Source organism: Arthrobacter sp. UCD-GKA (assembly GCF_001863355.1).
In the GTDB taxonomy this organism is placed as follows: Bacteria; Actinomycetota; Actinomycetes; order Actinomycetales; family Micrococcaceae; genus Paeniglutamicibacter.
On the sequence record NZ_MOLR01000009.1, the window covers coordinates 24,524 to 46,025 of the forward strand.

Below are 21,502 nucleotides of genomic sequence, written 5' to 3' on the forward strand. Positions count from 1 at the left end.
GGCCCCGGCGCCCCGCACCCTCATGGACATCCTCGCGGCCAGCGCGGCCGCCCACCCCGAGGCCCCCGCCCTGGATGACGGCGAGCACTCGCTGAGCTATGCGGAGTTGCGGGTGGCCATCGACGAGGCGGCCGGACGCCTGCGGGCCGCCGGACTCGGCGCCGGGGACCGGATCGGCATCCGCATCCCCTCCGGCACCCGCGAGCTGTACATCGGCATCCTGGCCACGATGAAGATCGGCGCCGCCTACGTCCCGGTCGACGCCGACGACCCCGAGGAACGCGCCCGGCTGGTCTTTGCCGAGGCCCGGGTCGCCGCCGTCCTCGGAGCCAAGGGCAAGATCGACTCCTTGCGCGCAGCCCCCAACCCGGAGCCCGCCCGCGAGGCGGGACTGGAGGATGACGCCTGGATCATCTTCACCTCCGGATCCACCGGAACCCCCAAGGGCGTGGCCATCACCCAGCGCTCGGCGGCCGCCTTCGTCGACGCCGAAGCCCGGATCTTCCTGCAGGCCGATCCCCTGGGCCCCGAGGACCGCGTGCTGGCCGGCCTGTCGGTGGCCTTCGACGCCTCCTGCGAGGAAATGTGGCTGGCCTGGCGCCACGCCTCCTGCCTCGTGCCCGCCCCGCGCGCGCTGGTGCGCTCGGGCATGGACCTGGGTCCCTGGCTGGTGACCCGCGGGGTCACCGTCGTCTCCACCGTCCCCACGCTGGCCGCCCTCTGGCCGGCCGAGGCCCTGGAAAACGTGCGCCTGCTGATCTTCGGCGGCGAGGCCTGCCCGCCCGAGCTTGCCGCCCGCCTTGCGGTTCCGGGGCGCGAGGTCTGGAACACCTACGGGCCCACCGAGGCCACCGTGGTGGCCTGTGCCGCGCAGATGGACGGCAGCGATCCGGTGCGCATCGGGCTGCCGCTGGACGGCTGGGACCTGGCCGTCGTCGACGCCGCCGGCCTGCCCGTGGCCCCCGGGCAGAGCGGGGAACTGATCATCGGCGGGGTCGGGCTGGGCCGCTACCTGGACCCGGCCAAGGACAAGGAAAAATACGCGCCCTTCGAGACCCTGGGCTGGGAGCGTGCCTACCGTTCCGGGGACCTGGTGCAGGCCGACCCCGAGGGCCTGGTCTTCCTGGGCCGGATGGACGAGCAGGTCAAGCTCGGCGGCCGGCGCATCGAGCTGGGCGAAATCGACGCGGCGCTGCAGTCCCTGCCCGGGGTTTCCGGGGCCGCCGCAGCGGTGAAGACCACCGCCGCCGGGAACCAGATCCTCGTCGGCTACCTGGCCGCGGACCCGGGCTACGACACCGCCGCGGCCCGCGAACGGCTCGCCGGCACCCTCCCGGCACCGCTGATCCCGCTGCTGGCCGTGGTGCAAACCCTGCCCACCAAGACCAGCGGCAAGGTCGACCGCAACGCGCTGCCCTGGCCGTTGCCCGGCGCCACCGGAACCGGCCCCGCCGGGGTCCTTCCGGAGCTGGACGGCGACGCGGCCTGGGTCGTTGAGCAGTGGACCCGGGTGCTGGGAACCGAGGTCGGATCCCTGGATGCCGACTTCTTCGCCTCCGGCGGCGGCTCGCTCTCCGCCGCGCAACTGGTCTCCGCCCTGCGCGTGCGCTACCGCACCGTGACGGTGGCCGAGATCTACTCCCACCCGCGCATCGGTTCCCTGCTCGAGGCCCTCGGTGCCCGGAGCGGCGAGGCCCCCGAGACCCGCACCGTCGAACGCACCACCCGGCGCGCCCAGGTCTTCCAGACCCTGATGGGCATCCCCACGTTCATCCTGGTGGGCATGCGCTGGCTGGTGTACCTGGCCGCCGGCAACAACGTGCTCGGGGCCCTGGGCGTGTTCGCCGACGCCCCGCGGCTGTCCTGGTGGGTGGTTGCCGCCCTCTGGCTCGTCTTTGTCTCTGCACCCGGGCGCATGGCCCTGTCGGTCATTGCGGCCCGCACGCTGCTGCGCGGCCTGAAGCCCGGAAACTACCCGCGCTCGGGCAAGGTGCACCTGCGTCTGTGGATGGCCCAGCAGATCGCCGACCTGGTTGACCCGGTCTCGCTGGGCAGCGCCCACTGGATCCAGTTCTACGCCCGCGCCCWGGGCGCGAAGATCGGCAACGATGTGCAGCTGCACTCGATCCCGCCGGTCACCGGCCTGCTCACCGTGGGCCGCGGCGCCAGCATCGAACCCGAGGTCGACCTCACCGGCTACTGGATCGACGGGGACCGCGTCCGCGTCGGCGCCATCGAGATCGGCGCCGAGGCCAGCGTCGGGGCACGCAGCACGCTGATGCCCGGCGCCGTGGTAGCCGACGGCGTGGAGCTGGCCGCCGGCTCCGCCCTGGCCGGAACCACCCGCGCCTTCTCCGCCTACTCCGGATCCCCTGCTCAGCGCAGCGGCAAGTCCAAGCCGTCTTGGCCGCAGGCCCCCATCCGCACCCGCCGGGTGCGCAACGCATTGTTCGCCGTGGCGTCCTCGGCCCTGGGTGCCCTCCCCCTGCTCTCCATCCTGGGAGCCATCATCGTGGCGGCCCTGTTGCTGCGCGGCCAGGCCTCGCTGCACGAATCCGCTCTCCGGCTCGCGCTGGTGGTCCCCGTGGCCGCACTGGTGTGGTTCGGGCTGAACATACTGCTGGTGCTCATCGCCACCCGGCTGCTGGGCCTTGGCCTGCGCGAGGGCTGGCACCGGGTCGACAGCCGCATCGGCTGGCAGGTCTGGGCCACCGAACGCTTGCTGGACATGGCCCGCGACCTGCTCTTCCCGCTCTACGCCTCGCTGTTCACCCCCGTCTGGCTGCGCCTGCTCGGCGCCAAGGTCGGTCGCAACGTGGAGGCCTCCACGGTGCTGCTGATCCCCAGGATGACCACCATCGCCTCCGGCGCCTTCCTGGCCGACGACACCATGGTCGCCACCTACGAGCTCGGCGGCGGCTGGATGAAGGTCGGCCGCACCAAGATCGGCAAGCGCGCCTTCCTGGGGAACTCCGGCATCGCCGGGGCCGGGCGCCGCGTGCCGCGCAACGGCCTGGTCGCGGTGCTCTCGGCCACCCCCGCCAAGGCCAAGTCCGGGACCTCCTGGCTGGGCAGCCCGCCGGTGCGCCTGCGCCGCACCGCGGTGGCCTCCGACGACTCGCTCACCTACGCCCCACCGACACGCTTGAAGGTCGCCCGCGCGCTGTGGGAAATCTGCCGCTTCGTGCCGGTCGTGGTCACCGTGGGGGTCGCCGCCTTCGTCCTGGCGCTGCTTGACCTGCTAGCCGCGCAATACGGCTACCTGGTTGCCGCAGTGCTCAGCGGAGCGGTGATGCTGGCGGCCGGAGCCGTCGCCGCCACCTCCGCGGTGGTTGCCAAGTGGGTGCTGGTCGGCCCCATCCGCCCGGGCGAGCACGCCCTGTGGAGCTCGTTCATCTGGCGCAACGAGGTCGTTGACACGTTCATAGAAATGGTCTGCGCCCCGTGGTTCGCCCACTCCGCCGCCGGCTCCCCGGCCCTGGTCTGGTGGCTTCGCGCCCTGGGCGCGAAGATCGGCCACGGCGTCTGGTGCGAAAGCTACTGGCTGCCCGAGGCCGACCTGGTCACCCTCGGGGATTCGGCGACCGTCAACCGCGGCACGGTGGTCCAGACCCACCTCTTCCACGACCGGGTCATGGCAATTGATACGGTGGAACTCTCCGCGGGATCGACGATGGGCCCGCACGGGGTCATCCTGCCCGCCGCCTCCCTGGCCGCGGGTGCCACGGTGGGCCCGGGCTCGCTGGTGATGCGCGGGGAGTCCGTTCCCCCGTCGAGCTACTGGATGGGAAACCCCGTCCAGCCCTGGAGCCAGCCGCGCGCATGAGCCACACCCCACCCAACGACCCCACCACCGCTGCGGCATCCTTCATCCCGGATGCCTACGTGCCGCGGGCCGGCAGCGCCGACTACCGCGTCACGCACTACGACTTGGACCTTGACTGCAAGCTCGGGGGCAACCGGCTCGACGGGCGGGCCACCATCACCGCGGTGGCCCTCACCGAGCTGCGGCGCATCGGCCTGGACCTGTCCGGGCTGCGCGCCTCCCGCTGCCAGGTCAACGGCGCCAAGATCGCCCGGTCCACGCAGAAGGCCGGAAAGCTGGAACTGCACCTGCCCACCCCGGTGCCCGCCGGGGAGGAATTCACCGTGGGGATCCGCTACGGCGGGGTCCCGGGCGTCCGCCAGGGAACCTGGGGCGAGGTCGGCTGGGAAGAGCTCCAGGACGGGGTGCTCGTGGCCGGCCAACCCAACGGGGCCCCCACCTGGTTCCCCTGCAACGACCACCCCAGCCAAAAGGCGACCTACCGCATCAGCGTCAACACCGATGCCGGCTACCGCCCGGTCTGCAACGGGCAGCTGGTGGACCGCCAGCGGCGCTCCAGCCGCGAGCGCTGGACCTACGAGGTCAACGAGCCGATGGCCACCTACCTGGCCACCCTGCAGATCGGCCGCTACGAGCTGCGTTCCCTGGCCGGGACCGCCGCCGCGTCAGGCGGGCTGCACGCCGGCGCCCCGGAGCCGGTGCCCCAACGGGTGGCAGCCAACGCCGCGGCACTGCACCGGGTGGCGGCGGCGCTGGCCGACCAGCCGCGGATGATGGAAACCTTCATCGAGGCCTTCGGCCCCTACCCGTTTGCGGACTACACCGTCGTGGTCACCGAGGACGAGCTGGAGATCCCGCTGGAGGCCCACGGGATCTCCATCCTGGGCGACAACCACCTGGCCCCGGGCTGGGAACAGCAGCGGCTGATCGCCCACGAGCTGTCCCACCAGTGGTTCGGCAACTCGCTGACCGTCGGGTCGTGGGAGGACATCTGGCTGCACGAGGGCTTCGCCTGCTATGCCGAATGGATCTGGTCCGAGGCCTCCGGCGGCCCCGGCGCCGATGCCCGCGCACGCGAGGCCTGGGCGATGCTCGCTTCCCTGGAGCAGGACATCGCCATCGGGGACCCCGGACCGGCGGACATGTTCGACGACCGGGTCTACAAGCGCGGCGCCCTGACCCTGCACGCCCTGCGGCTGGCCGCCGGGGACCGCGCCTTCTTCGCGATGCTGCGGGCCTGGACCGGGGCCCGGCGCCACGGGACCGTCAGCTACGCGCTGTTCCGCGACCACGTGGACACACACCTGCCCCTCCTCCCCTCGGCCGAGGCGTTCCTGGAACCCTGGCTCTTCGGGAAGGCACTGCCCGCGCTCCCCGCTCCCGCTGCGGCCTGACCCCCCGGGGGGCCGAAGGAGCTGGTCACATTCCCCCTCCCGGCCCCCCGATGTTCATCTTCCGTTCACCGGGCCCGCATACGGTCATGCCATGCAATTGCTTGATTTGGCCGCCCACGGCTACTCCATCCGCGACGACGACGATGACGATCCGGTGCTGTTGACCGCCACCGGGGAAGTCGTGGACACCTGGCGCGAGGGCTACCCCTATTCCACGCGCTTGGACCGCGCCCAGTACGACCTGGAGAAGCGGCTGCTGCAGATCGAGCTGCTCAAGCTGCAGGTCTGGATCAAGGCCACCGGCCGCCGCCTCGTGGTGCTCTTCGAGGGCCGCGACGCCGCCGGCAAGGGCGGGACCATCAAGCGCTTCACCGAGCACCTGAACCCCCGCGGCGCCCGCGTCGTGGCGCTGGAGAAGCCCAGCAAGCGCGAATCCACCCAATGGTTCTTCCAGCGCTACATCTCCCACCTGCCGGCCGCCGGCGAGATGGTCCTCTTCGACCGCTCCTGGTACAACCGCTCGGGCGTGGAGCGGGTCATGCGCTTCTGCACCCGCGAGGAGTTCGACCGCTTCATGCACCAGGCCCCGGCCTTCGAAAAGCAGCTGGTCGACGACGGGATCACGCTGGTGAAGTTCTGGTTCTCGGTCACCCGCAGCGAGCAGCTCACCCGCTTCACCATTCGGCAGATCGACCCGGTGCGGCAGTGGAAGCTCTCCCCCACCGACCTGGCATCGCTGGACAAGTGGGATTCCTACACCGAGGCCAAGGAAGAGACCTTCCGGTCCACCGACACCGAGTGGGCGCCGTGGACCGTGGTGAAGTCCAACGACAAGAAGCGCGCACGGCTCGGGGCGATGCGCCACGTCCTGAGCCTGTTCGACTACGAGGGCAAGGACCACGAGCTGGTCGGGACCCCGGATCCGCTGATCGTCGGCCCGGCAGCCGCCGTCATCGCCGCCGGCGAGGAATTCTAGGCCCCCACAAAGCCTGGGCGCACCCTCCGGTGCCGGCCACAATACAGGCGGGACCCGCCTCTGCGGATGCCGCCTTCACCTCACCGGCGTTCCGCAGCCCGAACCTCGGCCTCGGGCAGCAGCTCGAACTCCGCCCGTGCCGATTCCACGCCGTTGACTTGCAGGCTGATCGCGTGCATGCCCGGATGATAGCGCCTGGTGGTGATCGCCCGGAAGGAATGTTCGCGTCCGACCTCGAATCTTTCGTCCGGCTCGAGGGTTCGGGTGGCCAGCTTGAAGGTCTTGCCTGTCTGCCCGCCGTTGGCCTTGCGGTGGTAGACCGTGTAGTCGATCGCCACGCGCGCGGGCTCGTCGCCGCGGTTGTGCAGCACCGCGCTGAAGTCGATGCTGTGGCCGAACCCGATGCTTGTGCTGCCGAGCACCGGGCCCGCGATGTCGATGGACACCGGCCCGAAACCGAGCAGTTCCAGGGCATGCACATCCCCCTTCTTGACCAGTGTCCGCAGGGCGTGGCGCACCAGGCGCGCCGTGTTCGCATCGGGCTCGGCCAGCCAGCGCCGCGCGGTTTCAACCACCAGGTCCGGGGCATCGCGGCTGAGGTCGTTGAGGTGGTTTGCCACGGACCGGCGCACGTACTCCGCGTCGTCGCGATAGAGCGCATCGAGCACGGGGATCGTCGCTCCCGTCCGTGCGGTGATCTCCGGAACCCTCGTTGACCAAGGCAGATAGGGGCGGGTCCCCTCCGAGGCGAGACGTCGCACATCCACGTCCTCCGAGGCTGTCCAGCCCTGGACGAGCTCGAGCGCACGGTCCAGGTTGTGGCGCAGCAGGGTGCGGATGGCGAATTCGGCGCTGAGCCGCCCGGTGAGCTCGGCCAGCAATGCCATCGCGTCGTCAAAGGCCTCTGGTGTGTCTTCCGTGACGGCCTTGGCAGCGATGGCCGAGGTGACCGGCCAGATCAGCCAGCCGCGGAAGGACGCGTCTTCGCTCGCCGCGCGTATCGTGCCGGCCAGCGCGGCGTAGTCCCCCTGCAGGTCGCTGAGCAGGGCGTCGCACAGCGTATCGGCCCGCTCGCGCAAACCCAGTGTTTCGATCAAGGGCACGGCAAGGCGCAGCGCGGGCAGGCCCGCGTCAGGGACCACGGCCCCCACGGCCCCGATGAGGTCCCGGGCTGTCGACTCGTTGATCAATTGGTCGGCAAATGGCATGTGTTGCTCTTTCCGCGGGTTGTTCGGCGGTGTCCCGGAACGAGGATCGATGTTGCGCATCCGCTGGCTGATGCCGACATGGTCCCTTGCCAGATTGGTGGTTTCGGCACCGGAGGATTCCGGGCGCTTCGGGGCAGCTCGGTCATGACTTGCCTGTTGGTGGAATCCGGAGCATCCGGCACCTATCCATCATGGATCATCCTGGCTCGCCGTGGAAAGGCCATCGGCAGCTCCGGGCTTTGGACGTAGCGGCAGATCGAGGGTCGCATCTCCAGTTGTTTCGGAAGTTCGCGGATGAAAAAGACTACGGGAAACCTGGCGCCGGCGACGAACCAGCCGCCGCGGCCGTCTTTGTCCAGTGCCAGCGGCGCCAAAGCAAAGTCCTTTTGGCTTCCCCTGCAACTACACCGTTGGCTCACGTTTCCAGTTTCCTTGCTGAATAGCTCAACGTGAAAATGATGTTGACGTCCACCGTTGGTCAAGCACCTTCGCACTCTGGATCCCCGCCCAGGGCGACCTTCCCCTCTTGGAAGCACGTCGCACGAGCCGGGTGGCGGCCATGCATTGCCGGACTCCGCAGCAACGGGTGCCGGTGAACACGACATGGCGAGGCGAGCACGTGAATGGATGTTTAGAAGGTACATTCCCCACCTGTCCGGGAGCTCGCGGCGACATCGGGCTTTGTATGATGTTCCCATGGCTGCTCCCCGGATCTACGTCAATTTTCCTGGCACCGCGCGTGAAGCCCTCGGTTTCTACGCGGAAATCTTCGGCGGAAAACTCTCCTTGTACACGTACAAGGAGTTTGGCCGCACCGACGGTCCCCCGGATGCCATTGCCCATGGACAGCTGGAAGGAATCGTTGCCGTGGCCGGATCGGATACGCCCCAGGGAGGCAAAAGCGTCAAGTTCGAAGGCATCATGCTGTCGCTGCTGGGAACCGCCGCCCCGGCCACCCTCCACGAGTGGTTCGACAAGCTCGCGGTGGACGGCACCGTGCTGGATCCGCTTTCCCCCAAACCTTGGGGAGCCTCCGATGGCCAGGTCGTGGATCGCCATGGCCTGCACTGGCTCATCGGCTACGAACCGGAGTCCCAAGTCCCCCGCTGATGCCTCCGTCGCGCGAGCGGATCCTGATACCGATACCCCGCTGTTCGAGATCCCGGTGCCGAGTGCCTTGCGTCCGGTCCGCGGAATCGTGGCGTAGCACGTTCCGCCCCGATGGGTGCACACTTGTCCCAGACGCCGGGCTTCACCGGGCCGCCGCCAGGGAGGGACAAGGGGAAATGGACAGGGAAACGTTGCGCGGCAGGCAGCGCCCACTCAAGCAGCTGTACCGCGAACAGCCCGGGGCCGGAACCATCACGCTGCGCGCCAGCGGGGCCGTGGGCGGCGACGGGGTCTCCTGCTCCGTGCAGACCGGCCAGGCACTGGTGGCAGCCGGCCTCCATCCGGCGACCGGCGGGGACGGAACCCTGGCATGCTCCGGCGACCTGTTGCTGCAGGCACTGGTGGCCTGCGCCGGGGTCACCCTGGCCGCCGTCGCAACCAACCGCGGGCTTGCGGTGGCCGGGACCATCCGGGCCGAGGGGGAACTGGACGTGCGCGGCACCCTGGGTCTGGATCCTGAGGTCCCGGTGGGATTCCGGTCCATCAGGTTGGCCTTCGAGCTGGACACGGACGCAGACCCCCAAGCGGTTGAAGGACTGATCGCCACCACGGAAAAGTACTGCGTGGTGCTCCAGACACTGCGCTCCGCGCTGCATGTCGAGACCGTCCTCGAGCGCTCGGCAGCCGGTTCCTAGTCCCGCTCCCCCGCTGCCGGGCCGAGCATCCGGTGCGCCAGGTCCTGGTGTGCCAGCCTGCGCATCGCGGCCAAGATCGGTTCGTAGACCGCGGTGCCGAGCACCGAGTACTCCACGGCACGGGACGTGTCGTCACCGGGCAGCTGGGCCAGGTCGATTTCGGCGATCGCCATCACGTGCCGGGCGTAGCCGTGCAGGCGTTCGGTCCCCATGGGCATTCCCACGGCTTCGGCTGCGGCGAGCCCGCGCTCCAGCTGGGCCACCGCCGCGTAGCCGGGGTCGTAGAGCTGGCCGATCTCCGCGAGCGCGGCCCGGGCCCGTGGATAGTCGGCGCCGGGGTCCGCTTCCACGGCCGGGGGAAGTACCTCGATCGCGCGGCCCAACGTGCGGAAGCGATCGGGCTCCGGTTCGTCGATGAGCCCCAGGATGGTGCGCACCGACGCCAGTGGCAGGCCCACGACCTCGGTGAGTGCGCGGATCAGCGCCAGCCGGCGCACGTGCTCCTCGCCGTAAATTGCCGTGGTCGCCCCGGTCGACTCCCCCGGTGCCAGCAGCCCTTCGCGCAGGTAGTACTTCACCGTCGCCAGCGGCACCCCCGAGCGCTGGAGAAGCTCGGACATCTTCATGTGAAACCCCTTGCATTGGATAGTTCAGGTATCTACTTTGGATAGTACAACTATCCAATCGGGTTCGAAAGGAACCACTCCCATGGAACCGAGCACGCTGATCCTTGCCGGAATCCTGCTTCTGGCCCTCATCACCGTCGAATCGGGCGGCGCTTTCCTCGTACGCGTCGCCGCCGGCGGGGTACCCGCCAACGCCCTGCAGAAATCCTGGTATCGCGCCGGGCACGCCCACGCCGCGGTCCTGCTGGTCCTGTCCCTGGCGATCCTGGCCTTCGCGGACCAGCTCGACGTGCCGGGCTGGGTCGGCTGGATCGCCCGCTCGGGTGTCCCGGTCGCCGCGATCCTGATGCCCGCCGGGTTCTTCCTCTCGGTGCTCGGGAAAGACCCGGAGAAGCCCAACCGGCTGTCGCTGCTGATCGGTCTCGGCGCGGCTTCCCTCACCGCCGGTCTGCTGGCCGCCGGGATCGGGGCGATCACCACCGGGGCCGGTTCCGCCTGAGGAAACGCGGAAGGTCGGCCGCACCCTCAATCCTGCTACGGGTGCGGCAGGTTCGTGGCCAGGTCGATCCACCAGGCTCGATGACTTGTCCACAGTCCTGCGGACGGTCGGCCCGCTGGCCCACGGATCGGTCCATGCTGGGATTCCCCCACCGAATACCCAAGGACGGCCATGACCACGACCAGCAAGCAATTGCGCCGCAAGCACCGCAAGTCCCCGAAGCCACGGCGGCAGGGCCCCCATCCGTCGCGCGCCTCGGGGTTGGAACGGCTCTACGCCCTGGAACCTGCCTACATTGCTTGGAGATCCCGCGCCGTGCTGCCCGACCAGGCCCACGACGACTGGGCCGGATTGCTTGTCTTGCTGGAGGCCTACGCCAAAATCGGTCCGTTCAATGCTCCCGACGCATTCGACCCGAAATCCTTCGCCTCGATGCTGAACGCCATCCGCCGAATTTCCGGCGAAGCGGCCCACCAAACCCTGAATCGCTTGGATGGCTACCTGCACTTCCTGAATGACAACGGCCGGTGGCATCGCGGAAGCGAGGTCTTCGACCTGCTGCATATGCTGGTCCTGGTGCGTGTTCCCGGCCCCACCCTTCGACGCGCACCCCGTGAATGCCCGATCGACATCCCTGAGAGACACGGCCACGGCATAGCGCTCGTGCAGTGGGCCGCCTATCTCCTGGACGAGATGCTCGACGGGAGGTTCATCCCGGACGTCACCGAATCGCTTGCCTTTCCGGTCGCGGACCCTGCCGGCCCCATTCTGCTGGCGCCGGGTCTCTACCCGCTGCCGCTTTCGATATTCATGGACCTTTTCACTGCCATGGACGAAGCAGATCTCTTCGAAACCGATGAAGGCGAAAGCACCTGGGACGAGGAGGAATGCGTCGAGGAGGCCGGGGAGAACGACGGTGAACCGTATCCCACCCACGCGGGGATGGCCCTGCTGCAGGACGATCATCCTCGAAACCACGATGCCATCCGCAGCCTGCTGACGGCCTACCTGCAAATCCTGGCCTTGGCGCATGCCACACCCGCGTCCGGGGTGGCAGGGCTGCGGCGGGCCGAAAGGTTTATCTCCGTCCTCGGCGACGCGGCCGCCGAACCATCGACCGCCAAGGCCCATGGGGAAACCAGCTTGCTGAGTCTCGGTGAGGACATCCGGGACCGGCCGGCGGACCGTTTCGGGGAAATCTCCGCATCCATCCTCTCGTGCCTGGAAGCCGGAGTCCTGGAATACGTCGACGGCATTCTCGTTGCCCAGGCCGTTGTGCGTGAGGCCATCAAGGACCTGCGCGATGAATATGCGGGGTGACCTGCGTTGGCCCGCGCCCCGGACACCTCCAGGACCTGAAACACCAAGGGATCCCGAATCCTGTCACGAGTTCCCTGGCATCCTCGGGCTGCTTCGACCTTCGCTTCCGCACTCATCGGGGGTCGTAATCCGAACCATGACCGGGGAACCCAATTTCACGCAACGGCTTCGAAGCGGAGCCTGAGCCCAAGGGCCTTGACCACCTTGACGATGGTGGCGAAGCCCGGATTACCGTCGGCCGAAAGCGCCTTGTACAGACCCTCGCGGCTCATCCCGACGCGGCGTGCGAGTTCGCTGAGATTGCCGGAACGCGCAATTGTGCCCAGCGCCTGGGCGACCATGGCGGGGTCGTCGCCCTCTTCCAATACTGCTTCAAGATAAGCAGCAGCGTCCTCTAGATCGTTGAGGTAGTCCGCACCGTCATAGGGGCTAAAGACTTCGCTTGCTTTGCCCATCGTTCTTCCATTCATCGGCGATTCCGTAAGCGTCGCTGCTATCGCTCCCCTGGCCCGATTTGTTGCCCCCGCAAAGCAACAGGACCAATCGATCTCCATCACGAAGGAAATACACCCGGTATCCCGGGCCAACATCAATCCGCAATTCCGATATCCCCGGCCCGACAGGTTTCACGTCACCCGGATTTCCCGCGGCCAGGCGATCGATCCCCGCCGTGACGCGCGCAGCGGCTCGACGATCCCTCAAACCGGATCGCCAGCGGTCGATGGTCTCACTCTTGAGAGTCTCGATCACATGTCAACTGCAGTTCACAATTCAATGGTCGGCAACGCCAGCTCCACTGCGGAATTTCAGTTCCTGGCAGGTAGGTATTTTTGTTCGGCGGCTGCCAAAGACAGTCCTGTCGGGTTCCCTGCCGGCACTGCGGTCCTTCGCCGGAGAAACCAGCAGGAACATCCTGGATCAATCCGGAACCTGGAACTTAACAGGTCAGGGGGCCGGCAACCCCACCACAAAAGCGGTGAATGGTTGCCGACCCCCTACCGGATCAGATGTTGCGTGGCTTAGCGCTGCACGGCACCGAAACGCTCGGCCGCCAGGGCCACCGCGGCGGCACGCGCTTCGGAGGCCTCGTCTGCGGTCAGCGTGCGGTCGTTGGCGCGGAAGCGCAGGCCGAAGGCCAGCGACTTCTTGCCCTCCTCGATGCCGGTGCCGGAGTACACGTCGAACAGCGCTATGTCCTCGAGCAGTTCGCCGGCACCCTCGCGCAGGGTCTCCAGCACGTCCGAGGCCACCACGGCCGAGTCAACGACCAGCGCGACATCCTGGGTGGAGATCGGGAAGGTGGAGATGTGCTTGGCCACGATCACGTCGGCGGCCGCCTCGAAGAGCTCGTCCGCGTTGATTTCCATGGCCACGGTCCGCTCGGGCAAATCAAGCTCGGCCAGCAGCTTCGGGTGCAGCTCGCCGGCGAAGCCGACGTGCGTTCCGTTGCGCAGTGCCAGGGCCGCGGTGCGGCCCGGGTGGAACGCCTGGTGCGCGCCCTGCGACACGACGACCTCCACGCCCAGCACGTCGCCGACCAGCTTGGCCACGTCCAGGGCATCGGCCCAGTCGTAGGCACGCGGCACGTGCGCGGCGGCCACCGGCGAATCGTGCCCGGTCAGCACTGCGGCAAGGTGCGTCGGCTGGTGCGGCAGCCCGTTGTACAGCGCGTCCAGTTCCTCGTCCGAGGGCCTGGCCCCCAGCGGAGGAATGGTGGCGGTGCCCAGGGTCTCGCCCGGCAGGAACACCTGGCCGGCCTCGTACAGGGCCAGGTCGCGGAAGCCGCGGCCGTGGTTGCGCCGGGCAATGCCCAGCAGCCCCGGCAGGATCGAGGTGCGCATGAAGCCGAATTCGCTGGACATCGGGTTGTTCAGCTTCACCGCCGGAACCTCGCCGGCCTCCGCGGCACCGAAGGTGTTGTTCTGCGCCTTGGTGACGAACGGGTAGGACAGCACCTCGGTCAGCCCGGCGTCGGCCAGGGACTGCACCACGCGGCGGCGCTGGGACTGCACGCGGGAGTAGCCGCGGCCCGGAGGGGCCGTGGGCAGCGTCGCCGGGATCAGGTCGTAGCCGACCAGGCGGGCGATTTCCTCGACCAGGTCCTGCTTGGTGGCCAGGTCCGGGCGCCAGGTCGGCGCGGTGACGCGGTATCCGCCCTGGACGGTCTCGATCTGCGCCCCGATCTCGCCCAGGGACCAGGTGACCTGGTCCTCGGTGTAGTCGATGCCGATCAGTGCCGAGGCGAACCCGTCCGGCAGCTCGATCACGACGGGTTCCGGTGCGGTGCCCTCGTCGGTGACCAGCGTGGTGGCGGTGCCGCCGGCCAGCTGGACCAGCAGGTCCACGGCGCGCTGGGCCGCCACGTCGGCGATCTTCCAGTCCACTCCGCGTTCGAAGCGCTTCGAGGCCTCGGAAGGCAGCTTGTGGCGGCGGCGCGAGCGGGCGATGGTGATCGGCTCGAAGTGCGCGGCCTCGATCAGCACCGTGCTGGTCGCGGCGGAGACCTCGGTGGAGGCCCCGCCCATGACCCCGGCAATGCCGATGGCGCCGGACTCGTCGGTGATCAACAGGTCCTCGACGTGCAGCTTGCGTTCCTTGGCGTCCAGCGTCACCAGGGTCTCACCGGCGTTGGCGCGGCGCACCGTGATGGACCCGGTGAGCTTGTCCGCATCGTAGAAATGCAGCGGCTGGCCGAGTTCGAGCATCACGTAGTTGGAGATGTCCACGACCAGGGAGATCGAGCGCATGCCCGCCAGGCTCAGCCGGCTGGCCATCCACGGCGGGGTCGGCAGTGCCGGGTTCACGTTGGTGACGGTTCGGGTGACAAACCTGTCGCAGCCGTCCTTGCCGTAGATGCCCGCGGCGTCCTTGAGCTTGACCGGGTGGCCGGGTCCGGTGGCAGCATCCACGGTCACCAGCGAGGCCGGATCCGTGAAGGGAGTGTTGGTGGCGTGCGCGAATTCGCGGGCCACGCCGCGGATCGAGAACGCGTAGGAGCGGTCCGGGGTGACGTTGATTTCGGCGGCCTGGTCGTAGAGGCCCAGCAGCTCCATCGCGTCGGTGCCGATCTCCGGGTCAAGGCCCAGGCGGGAGAGCACGATGATGCCGTCATGGTCGTCCCCGATGCCCAGCTCGCGGGAGGAGGCGATCATGCCGGCCGAGAGGTGGCCGTAGGTCTTCCGGGCGCTGATGGCGAAGTTTCCGGGCAGCACGGCGCCGGGAAGCGTGACGACGACCTTGTCGCCCTCCACGAAGTTGTGCGCGCCGCAGATGATGCCCTGCACGCCCGAGGGATCGATGCCCTCGTTCACCAGGGCCTGCTCGGTGCCCTCGGGGACGACGCGGACCTGACACCAGTTGATGGTCTTGCCGTTGGTCTGCTCCTCCTTGACGATGGAGAGCACCTGGCCGACCACGATCGGGCCGGAGATCTCGTCGGTGGGACGGTGCACGTCCTCTTCCTCGAGGCCGACCTTGACCAGTTCGGCCATGACGTCTTCGGCCGAGGCATCGGCCGGTACCTGCGCGTATTCGCGCAGCCATGAAAGGGGAATACGCATGTCTTAGATCTCCATCCCGAAGTGCTCGCTGAAGCGGATATCGCCCTCGATCATGTCGTGCATGTCGGGGACCTCGTTGCGGAACATCAGGGTCCGCTCCACGCCCATGCCGAAGGCGAACCCGGAGTATTCCTCCGGGTCGATGCCCGCGGCACGCAGCACGTTGGGGTTGACCATGCCGCAGCCGCCCCACTCGATCCATTGCGCCCCGCCCTTGGCACCCGGGTGCCAGATGTCCAGCTCGGCGGAGGGCTCGGTGAACGGGAAGAAGTTCGGGCGCAGGCGGATGGAGGCGTCCTCGCCGAACATCTGCCGGGCGAAGTGCTCCAGGGTGCCGCGCAAATCGGCCATGGTCAGGTTCTTGTCGATGGCCAGGCCCTCGAACTGGTGGAACACCGGGGTGTGCGTGGCATCCAGCTCGTCGGTGCGGTAGACCCGCCCCGGGCACAGCACGTAGATCGGCACCTCGCGCTCGAGCATCGAACGGACCTGCACCGGCGAGGTGTGGGTGCGCAGCAAAAGGTGCGAATCGACGGGGTCGATGAAGAAGGTGTCCTGCATTTCGCGGGCCGGGTGGTCCGGGGCGAAGTTCAGGGCGTCGAAGTTGAACCACTCGGACTCGACCTCGGGGCCCTCGGCGATTTCCCAGCCCATGCCCACGAAGATGTCCGAGACGCGGTCCTGCAGCGTGGACAGCGGGTGGCGGGCCCCGGCGCGGCGGCGGCGCGGCGCCGCGGTGACGTCAACGGTTTCCTCCACCAGGATGCGGGCGGCGTCCTCGGCCTCGAGCACCACGGTGCGCTCGGCCAGGGCCTTGTTGACCCGCCCGCGGGAGGCACCCATGAGCTTGCCGGCGGCGGCCTTCTCGGACTTGTCGAGGCGGCCGATTTCGCGGTTGGCCAGCGACAGCGGGGACTTTTCCCCGGTGTGGGCCAGGCGTGCGGCCTTGAGCTCGTCCAGGTTGCTTGCCGCGGCGAAGGCGGCCAGCGCCGCCTGCACCACAAGATTGATGCCGGCCTCGTCGGTGGGGTGCGGGACGTCCGGGCTGTGGGCGTCCGTGACGTCCTTTTCCGGATTCGTGGGTTCAGACATGGGGTTCTACGGCCCTTTTCACTGTTGATTGTGTATCTGGTTCTTCCCCCTATTCTAGGTGCTTGGCCGCACCACCCTTGAATCACGGCGCGCGCCGTCTTTGGGCTTCTCACGTGTGGACACCCGCCAGTGCTTAGGCAATAGTTGAACCCATGTCGCGAGTTCTTCGAACCTTTGCCCTGCCTGCCGCCGCCCTGTTGATGATCGGCTCGCTGGGCGCCTGCTCCGCCCCTCCCTTGCCGAACGCCGCCGCCGAGTCGCTGGCCGCCTCCCTGCAGTCCCTGGACCTGGGATCCGTCCCGCTGGCCGGGACCGACGCGGCCACGGCGACCGCGGACCTTGCCGAGGCCCTGAAGCCGCTGGGATCCATCGAGCACAAGGTCACCCTCGAATCGGTCACCGAGGACGAGGGATCCGCTGACCCGAAGACCGCCACCGCCACCTACAACACCGTGTGGGACGTCGATTCCTCCGACACCGACTGGACCTACCAGAGCACCGCCACCCTCGAATTCGACACGGACACCAAGACCTGGCTGGTGCGCTACGACCCGTCCATCGCCGTGCCCGGGCTCGAGGCCGGCCAATACGTGGCCAGGGCCTCCACCCCGGCGGCGCGCGGGGAGATCCTGGGCAACAAGGACCAGACGCTGGTCACCGACCGCCCGGTGCTGCGCATCGGGATCAACAAGGAGTCCATCGACGAGGCGCAATGGGAGGGCTCGGCCAAGAAGCTCGCGAAGTTGCTGGAACTCGACGCCGACCCCTATGCGCAGCGCGTGGCCGCCGCCGGTCCGCGGGCCTTTGTCGTGGCCATCACGCTGCGCGACGATGCGGACCGCACCGTCACCGATGCACAGCTCGAGGCCATCCCCGGGGTCCTGGCGCAACCCGATTCCCTGCCGCTGGCACCCAGCAGGAACTTTGCCCGGGCCATCCTGGGCTCGGTGGGCGAGGCCACGGCGGAAATCGTGGCCGATTCCAAGGGCGCCATCGGCGCCGGGGAACAGGTCGGGCTCTCCGGCTTGCAAAAGGCCTACCAGGACACGCTGGCCGGAACCAAGGGCTACAGCATCAACATCTACGACAAGGACAAGCGCGAGGTCTCCACCCTGGTGTCCCGCGAGGCGGTGGACGGCAAGGACCTGAAAACCACGCTCGATCGCGGCCTGCAGGAATCCGCCGAGTCGCTGCTGGCCGATTCGGCTTCCGACAGCGCACTGGTCGCCGTGCGGCCCTCCGACGGGGCCATCCTGGCCGCGGCCTCCGGTCCCGCGTCCAACGCCCAGAACACCGCGCTGCTGGGCAAGTACGCCCCCGGTTCCACGTTCAAGGTCATCACCGCGCTGGCCATGCTGCGCTCCGGCGACACCCCCAAGACCACCGTCCAGTGCCCCGCCACCATGACCGTGGACGGCAAGGCGTTCAAGAACTACGACGGCTACCCCTCCAGCGCACTGGGCAGCATCCCGCTGTCCGAGGCCCTGGCGCAATCCTGCAACACCGTCTTCCTTGAAGGCGCCTCGAAGGCCAAGGCCCCGGCGCTGGCCGACGCCGCAGCCTCCCTGGGTCTGAACCTGAGCCCCTCGACCGGGGCCGCGTCCTTCCTGGGCTCGGTGCCCGACGATTCGACCGGTACGGAGCTGGCGGCCAACGGCATTGGCCAGGGCATCGTCGAGGCCTCGGCGCTGGGCATGGCAACCGTTGCCGCCTCGGTGCAGAACGCCGCCACCGTCTTCCCCCGTCTGGTCACCGGCCCCGAGCCCGAGGCCGCGCCCAAGCCGAAGAACCCGTTGACATCGGCCGAGGCCAAGGAACTGGCCGGCATGATGGCCCAGGTCGTGGACCACGGAACGCTGAAGGACCTCAAGCTCGGTTCCAAGACCATTGGCAAGAGCGGCACCGCCGAATACGATGCCGAGCGCAACGCCCACGCCTGGGTCATCGCCGCGCGGGGCGACCTGGCGGTCGCGGTCTTCGTGGGCGACGGCAGCGGAGGCGCGCAAACGGCCGGCCCGATCCTTGCCAATTTCCTTTCAGCGAGCCAATAGGCCCTCCCGCCGGCAGCACCCCAGGAAGGCCCTTAAACCCCGAGGGACCAACACTTCCGGAGTTTCTTCCGCAAGTGTTGGTCCCTCGGGCGTTCGGCGGCCGAACCGCTCGGCTCGGCCTCGTGCGTGGTTAGGCGTGCTCGTGCGCGGTTTCCTCGCGGCGACGCATCATGGCCACGGCGACCACGGCACCCAGCAGCGCCAGGACGCCGAAGCCCAGCGACAGGTACAGCGGGGTGTTGTCCTTCTCCTTGGCCACCGCGGTCATTTCGCCGGCAGCGGTGCGCATGTCGAAGCTGACGGTGTTGCCGTCGATCTGTGCGCCGCTGCTGGCACTGACGATCTCGCCCGGGAAGGTCACGGTCATCGTGGATTCGGTCAGCGTCGAGGTGTCGCCGCCTGCCAGGCCCTGGGCGGAGAAGTAGTACTGGCCGCCGCGGAATTCGATGTCGACCTTCGGGCCGAGTTCGCCGGAAAGGTCGCCCATCTCGGTCAGCGACTTGTCATTGACCGTGAAGAGGTAGCCCTTGAACCCGTCCTGGTCGTAGGGGGTCTTCGTGGCTTCCTCGGGGAAGTTCTTGAAGAGCTCTTCCTCGGTGGTCCCCATCTGGCCCAGGACCTCCCCGACGCTGGCATCGCCGACAACCTTCTTGTCGAAGGCCATCACCATGCTCAGCGAAGCCTTCTCCGGGCTGGAAACCACCAGATCCACATCCATCTTCATGCAACCGGTCAGGCTCAACACCAGTGCCACCATCACACCAATGACGGATACGATCTTCTTCATCAAATCTCCTCAACGTTCGGGGCACTGTTCGGCAATGATGCTCCCGGTTCAACAATCAACTCTAATGGCTGGGGCGCTTGGGCCAAGAATTGCCCCGGAGGCTTCGGGCCACTGGCCCGATGCCGATGGCTAGACTTGGGCAGCATGAACACCTGGGAACGCACACGCGAGGTGGCCAACTGGCTGAACCTCAGCACGATCAGCGGATTGGCGCTGGCATTGGCTTCCCGCTGCCCCGTCGCACGCGGTGAACGCGGAATCCTCCATGCCAGGCAATACACACCCGCATGGCCCCGGGCCGGGGCGTTCACGGTGGGCAACGTGGTCTTCTTCCGCACCCCGCGATCCGGACCGGACCCGGACCCCCGGTTGCTGGCGCATGAGGAAACGCACAGCACCCAATACGCCCTGTGCCTGGGGCTGCCGTTCCTTCCGCTGTACTTCGCGGCGGCCGGATACTCCTGGTTGCGCACCTCGGATCCGGCCTCACGGAACATCTTCGAACGCGCCGCGGGCCTGCGGGCGGGCGGGTACCGCGAGGCCCCGGTGCGCAAGCTGGCCCCCGTGCTCGCCGCAAAGCTGCGCAGGATCCGGGGAACGGGCCCGGACACGGCCTCGGGCGGATCCACAGGAGGAACCCCCGCATGAAAACCGCACCCTCGATTACCGTCACGGGAACCGCATCCGCCCCGGCCGTGCCCGACATCATGGCCATCTCCCTGTCCGTCACCTCGCACCATGCACAGGCTGCCGAGGCCTTCGCGCTGGCCTCGGCCGCCGCCGGCGCGGTCATTGCCGCGGTGGCGTCCGCGGACCCGGCGGCGGAGCTCTCGACCACGGGGATCACGCTGACGGCGCGCACCACCTGGCGCAACGAGGAAGCCGTGCTTCTGGGCTACGATGCCGAAACCACCATCGAGGCCACGAACCTGGCAGTGGATGCGGTGGCCACGGTGCTCTCCGCCGCTGTCGGTGCCGGAGGGGACGCGCTGCGGATCCACTCCCTGCGTGCGGAGGTCTCCGATCCGGCAAGCGCCCTGGAAACGGCTCGCGAGCTGGCCTTCGCCGATGCCCGCGCCAAGGCCGAACAGCTGTCCGGACTGGCCGGGGCCCGGCTCGGGGCCGCGCTGCAGGTGCGCGAATCGGCCCACGAGCCGGCACTGCCACTGCAGCGGGCCAAGTCCGTCGCCATGACGGCGTCCTCGATGCCGGTGATGGCCGGACGGCGGGATCTTTCGGTGGCACTCGAGGTGACCTGGGAGTTGCTGTCGGCCGGAAGACCCGGGACCGGGGCCTAGTACTCGGTGCCCGCGCTGAGCAGCGGCTCTGCCGCGTTGTCCAGTGCCAATCGGGCCACGGCGGCCACCGCCGTGGCCATCTCTTGGAGGCCGGGGTGGGTGGCTTCCATCCATGGGACGTGGATGAAGCCTGCGTGGATGCCCGGCACCCCGATGGTGCGGTGCATCAGCGCGTAGAACACCTGGTTGCAGACAAAGCTCCCGGCGGAATACGAGATGTTCACCTCGATGGCGTCCCGTCCGGGGCCCGGTTCCCGCAATGCCTGCAGGGCGGCCTTCAGCGGAAGGGTGGCAAAGTAGGCAGCCGGAGCCCCCGCCACCACCGGCCGGTCGATGGGCTGGTCCCCGGCGTTGTCCGCGATCCGGGCGTCGATGTGGTTGATGGCGACCTTTTCCAGGCCCATGGTGGTTCTCCCGGCAGCCAGCCCCAGGCTGATCACCACGCTCGGCCGGTGCGACTCGAGCAGGTGGTCGAGCACGGCCGGCGCGGTGGCGAAGGCGCAGGGAAGTTCCGCGGCGTGCACCTGGAGTCCCTGTGCGCCCAGGATGTGCGCGGCTTGCCGGGCAACGGCGAAGGATGGGTTGAAGTCCTCTCCCCCGAACGGCTCGAATCCGGTCAGCAGGATCACCGCGTGGCTCCGGCCAGCGTGTCGGCGAGCACCGCGTGCACGATTGGCAGGTCCGCCGGGATCCAGTCCAGGGCCTCCAGGGCGTCCACGTCCAGGTCGACCCAGGCCAGTTGGTCGTGGTCCTCGAGGGTGTCCGGGGTTCCGTCGGAGATCTCGGCGAACCACACGCGCATCGCCGCGGTCTCGTTCAGCACCCAGCCCTCGGGAACGGGCCCGAACACCTCGCTGCCCAGAACCACCCGGACACCGAGTTCCTCGGCCAGTTCGCGCCGGACCCCGGCTTCGCAGCTCTCCCCCGGTTCAAGCTTGCCGCCGGGAAATTCCCACAACCCGGCCAGCATCGGCGGGGAGGTGCGCCGGGCGGCAAGCAGTTTGCTCGGGGCACTGAGCGAATCCAGGATCGCGGCTGCGACTATTTGCTTGTAAGCCAT

Annotated in this window: 20 protein-coding genes; 10 read left to right on the forward strand and 10 right to left on the reverse strand. The window is 68.4% G+C overall.

Annotated features, from left to right (window positions below; genetic code table 11):
- Positions 1–22 precede the first annotated feature (22 nt).
- The 3 genes from BLJ79_RS16100 (at position 23) to ppk2 (ending at position 6,196) form a co-directional block, all read left to right on the forward strand.
- Positions 23–3,826, forward strand: a complete 3,804-nt coding sequence (locus tag BLJ79_RS16100) for a Pls/PosA family non-ribosomal peptide synthetase (protein WP_071215892.1) — start codon at positions 23–25, stop codon at positions 3,824–3,826.
- On the forward strand, positions 3,823–5,220 hold the full coding sequence (locus tag BLJ79_RS16105; RefSeq protein WP_083411377.1) for a M1 family metallopeptidase: 1,398 nt from the start codon (positions 3,823–3,825) through the stop codon (positions 5,218–5,220). Before BLJ79_RS16100 ends, BLJ79_RS16105 begins: the two co-directional genes overlap by 4 nt.
- Before the next feature lie 91 nt (positions 5,221–5,311).
- On the forward strand, positions 5,312–6,196 hold the full coding sequence (gene ppk2, locus BLJ79_RS16110; RefSeq protein WP_175475510.1) for a polyphosphate kinase 2: 885 nt from the start codon (positions 5,312–5,314) through the stop codon (positions 6,194–6,196).
- A gap of 80 nt (positions 6,197–6,276) precedes the next feature.
- Here the strand turns inward: ppk2 and BLJ79_RS16115 are convergent, their stop codons facing one another.
- Both BLJ79_RS16115 and BLJ79_RS16120 read right to left on the reverse strand, forming a co-directional pair.
- Positions 6,277–7,404, reverse strand: coding sequence for a DNA alkylation repair protein (locus BLJ79_RS16115; protein WP_071215791.1), 1,128 nt, complete (start codon positions 7,402–7,404; stop codon positions 6,277–6,279).
- A 182-nt stretch (positions 7,405–7,586) separates the two neighbouring features.
- Positions 7,587–7,778, reverse strand: coding sequence for a hypothetical protein (locus tag BLJ79_RS16120; RefSeq protein ID WP_071215792.1), 192 nt, complete (start codon positions 7,776–7,778; stop codon positions 7,587–7,589).
- A gap of 322 nt (positions 7,779–8,100) precedes the next feature.
- Between BLJ79_RS16120 and BLJ79_RS16125 the strand changes: the two genes are divergently transcribed.
- Complete coding sequence (locus tag BLJ79_RS16125; protein WP_071215793.1) at positions 8,101–8,514, forward strand: VOC family protein; 414 nt, start codon at positions 8,101–8,103, stop codon at positions 8,512–8,514.
- A 176-nt stretch (positions 8,515–8,690) separates the two neighbouring features.
- Positions 8,691–9,209: an OsmC family protein gene (locus BLJ79_RS16130; protein WP_071215794.1), complete on the forward strand. Its 519-nt coding sequence runs from the start codon at positions 8,691–8,693 to the stop codon at positions 9,207–9,209.
- On the opposite strand, the gene BLJ79_RS16135 is transcribed toward BLJ79_RS16130, so the two are convergent.
- Positions 9,206–9,835, reverse strand: a complete 630-nt coding sequence (locus tag BLJ79_RS16135) for a MerR family transcriptional regulator (protein WP_071215795.1) — start codon at positions 9,833–9,835, stop codon at positions 9,206–9,208. The genes BLJ79_RS16130 and BLJ79_RS16135 overlap by 4 nt on opposite strands.
- An 82-nt stretch (positions 9,836–9,917) precedes the next feature.
- On the opposite strand from BLJ79_RS16135, the gene BLJ79_RS16140 reads away from it, so the two are divergent.
- Together BLJ79_RS16140 and BLJ79_RS16145 are read left to right on the forward strand one after the other, a co-directional pair.
- On the forward strand, positions 9,918–10,334 hold the full coding sequence (locus BLJ79_RS16140; protein WP_071215796.1) for a hypothetical protein: 417 nt from the start codon (positions 9,918–9,920) through the stop codon (positions 10,332–10,334).
- A gap of 171 nt (positions 10,335–10,505) precedes the next feature.
- Positions 10,506–11,654, forward strand: coding sequence for a hypothetical protein (locus tag BLJ79_RS16145; RefSeq protein ID WP_071215797.1), 1,149 nt, complete (start codon positions 10,506–10,508; stop codon positions 11,652–11,654).
- Positions 11,655–11,809: 155 nt separating this feature from the next.
- Here BLJ79_RS16145 and BLJ79_RS16150 read toward each other — a convergent pair whose 3' ends face one another.
- The 4 genes from BLJ79_RS16150 to pheS form a co-directional block, all read right to left on the reverse strand.
- Complete coding sequence (locus tag BLJ79_RS16150) at positions 11,810–12,109, reverse strand: addiction module antidote protein (RefSeq protein ID WP_071215798.1); 300 nt, start codon at positions 12,107–12,109, stop codon at positions 11,810–11,812.
- A complete protein-coding gene (locus tag BLJ79_RS22525) occupies positions 12,084–12,404 on the reverse strand; it encodes a type II toxin-antitoxin system RelE/ParE family toxin (protein ID WP_083411378.1) in 321 nt (106 codons plus the stop codon). Before BLJ79_RS22525 ends, BLJ79_RS16150 begins: the two co-directional genes overlap by 26 nt.
- Positions 12,405–12,673: 269 nt before the next feature.
- Positions 12,674–15,214 (reverse strand): phenylalanine--tRNA ligase subunit beta, encoded by a 2,541-nt coding sequence (pheT, locus tag BLJ79_RS16155; RefSeq protein ID WP_071215799.1) that lies wholly within the window; start codon positions 15,212–15,214, stop codon positions 12,674–12,676.
- Between the two features lie 3 nt (positions 15,215–15,217).
- Positions 15,218–16,306 carry a phenylalanine--tRNA ligase subunit alpha gene (gene pheS / locus BLJ79_RS16160; protein ID WP_071215800.1) on the reverse strand — a complete coding sequence of 363 codons (1,089 nt, stop codon included), beginning with the start codon at positions 16,304–16,306 and terminating at the stop codon, positions 15,218–15,220.
- Between the two features lie 152 nt (positions 16,307–16,458).
- On the opposite strand from pheS, the gene BLJ79_RS16165 reads away from it, so the two are divergent.
- Positions 16,459–18,357 carry a penicillin-binding transpeptidase domain-containing protein gene (locus tag BLJ79_RS16165; protein ID WP_071215801.1) on the forward strand — a complete coding sequence of 633 codons (1,899 nt, stop codon included), beginning with the start codon at positions 16,459–16,461 and terminating at the stop codon, positions 18,355–18,357.
- A 130-nt stretch (positions 18,358–18,487) separates the two neighbouring features.
- On the opposite strand, the gene BLJ79_RS16170 is transcribed toward BLJ79_RS16165, so the two are convergent.
- Positions 18,488–19,144 (reverse strand): LppM family (lipo)protein, encoded by a 657-nt coding sequence (locus tag BLJ79_RS16170; protein ID WP_071215802.1) that lies wholly within the window; start codon positions 19,142–19,144, stop codon positions 18,488–18,490.
- Between the two features lie 144 nt (positions 19,145–19,288).
- Between BLJ79_RS16170 and BLJ79_RS16175 the strand changes: the two genes are divergently transcribed.
- Positions 19,289–19,792, forward strand: coding sequence for an eCIS core domain-containing protein (locus tag BLJ79_RS16175; RefSeq protein ID WP_071215803.1), 504 nt, complete (start codon positions 19,289–19,291; stop codon positions 19,790–19,792).
- Positions 19,789–20,442 (forward strand): SIMPL domain-containing protein, encoded by a 654-nt coding sequence (locus BLJ79_RS16180; RefSeq protein ID WP_071215804.1) that lies wholly within the window; start codon positions 19,789–19,791, stop codon positions 20,440–20,442. Before BLJ79_RS16175 ends, BLJ79_RS16180 begins: the two co-directional genes overlap by 4 nt.
- On the opposite strand, the gene BLJ79_RS16185 is transcribed toward BLJ79_RS16180, so the two are convergent.
- Together BLJ79_RS16185 and BLJ79_RS16190 are read right to left on the reverse strand one after the other, a co-directional pair.
- The gene (locus tag BLJ79_RS16185; RefSeq protein WP_071215805.1) at positions 20,439–21,071 is read right to left on the reverse strand and encodes a pyroglutamyl-peptidase I; all 633 of its coding nucleotides are present in this window, start codon (positions 21,069–21,071) and stop codon (positions 20,439–20,441) included. The genes BLJ79_RS16180 and BLJ79_RS16185 overlap by 4 nt on opposite strands.
- On the reverse strand, positions 21,068–21,502 hold the full coding sequence (locus BLJ79_RS16190; protein WP_071215806.1) for a (deoxy)nucleoside triphosphate pyrophosphohydrolase: 435 nt from the start codon (positions 21,500–21,502) through the stop codon (positions 21,068–21,070). The genes BLJ79_RS16185 and BLJ79_RS16190 overlap by 4 nt, the downstream gene beginning before the upstream one ends.

Excerpts from the sequence above, each read along its gene's own strand:
- BLJ79_RS16180 (WP_071215804.1), top strand. The coding sequence starts at position 19,789 with ATGAAAACCGCACCCTCGATTACCGTCACGGGAACCGCATCCGCCCCG.
- BLJ79_RS16140 (WP_071215796.1), top strand. The coding sequence starts at position 9,918 with ATGGAACCGAGCACGCTGATCCTTGCCGGAATCCTGCTTCTGGCCCTC.
- BLJ79_RS16145 (WP_071215797.1), top strand. The coding sequence starts at position 10,506 with ATGACCACGACCAGCAAGCAATTGCGCCGCAAGCACCGCAAGTCCCCG.
- BLJ79_RS16150 (WP_071215798.1), bottom strand. The coding sequence starts at position 12,109 with ATGGGCAAAGCAAGCGAAGTCTTTAGCCCCTATGACGGTGCGGACTAC.
- BLJ79_RS16105 (WP_083411377.1), top strand. The coding sequence starts at position 3,823 with ATGAGCCACACCCCACCCAACGACCCCACCACCGCTGCGGCATCCTTC.
- BLJ79_RS16130 (WP_071215794.1), top strand. The coding sequence starts at position 8,691 with ATGGACAGGGAAACGTTGCGCGGCAGGCAGCGCCCACTCAAGCAGCTG.
- BLJ79_RS16135 (WP_071215795.1), bottom strand. The coding sequence starts at position 9,835 with ATGAAGATGTCCGAGCTTCTCCAGCGCTCGGGGGTGCCGCTGGCGACG.
- pheS (WP_071215800.1), bottom strand. The coding sequence starts at position 16,306 with ATGTCTGAACCCACGAATCCGGAAAAGGACGTCACGGACGCCCACAGC.
- BLJ79_RS16170 (WP_071215802.1), bottom strand. The coding sequence starts at position 19,144 with ATGAAGAAGATCGTATCCGTCATTGGTGTGATGGTGGCACTGGTGTTG.
- BLJ79_RS16175 (WP_071215803.1), top strand. The coding sequence starts at position 19,289 with ATGAACACCTGGGAACGCACACGCGAGGTGGCCAACTGGCTGAACCTC.
- BLJ79_RS16165 (WP_071215801.1), top strand. The coding sequence starts at position 16,459 with ATGTCGCGAGTTCTTCGAACCTTTGCCCTGCCTGCCGCCGCCCTGTTG.
- ppk2 (WP_175475510.1), top strand. The coding sequence starts at position 5,312 with ATGCAATTGCTTGATTTGGCCGCCCACGGCTACTCCATCCGCGACGAC.
- pheT (WP_071215799.1), bottom strand. The coding sequence starts at position 15,214 with ATGCGTATTCCCCTTTCATGGCTGCGCGAATACGCGCAGGTACCGGCC.
- BLJ79_RS16125 (WP_071215793.1), top strand. The coding sequence starts at position 8,101 with ATGGCTGCTCCCCGGATCTACGTCAATTTTCCTGGCACCGCGCGTGAA.
- BLJ79_RS16190 (WP_071215806.1), bottom strand. The coding sequence starts at position 21,502 with ATGGCTTACAAGCAAATAGTCGCAGCCGCGATCCTGGATTCGCTCAGT.
- BLJ79_RS16115 (WP_071215791.1), bottom strand. The coding sequence starts at position 7,404 with ATGCCATTTGCCGACCAATTGATCAACGAGTCGACAGCCCGGGACCTC.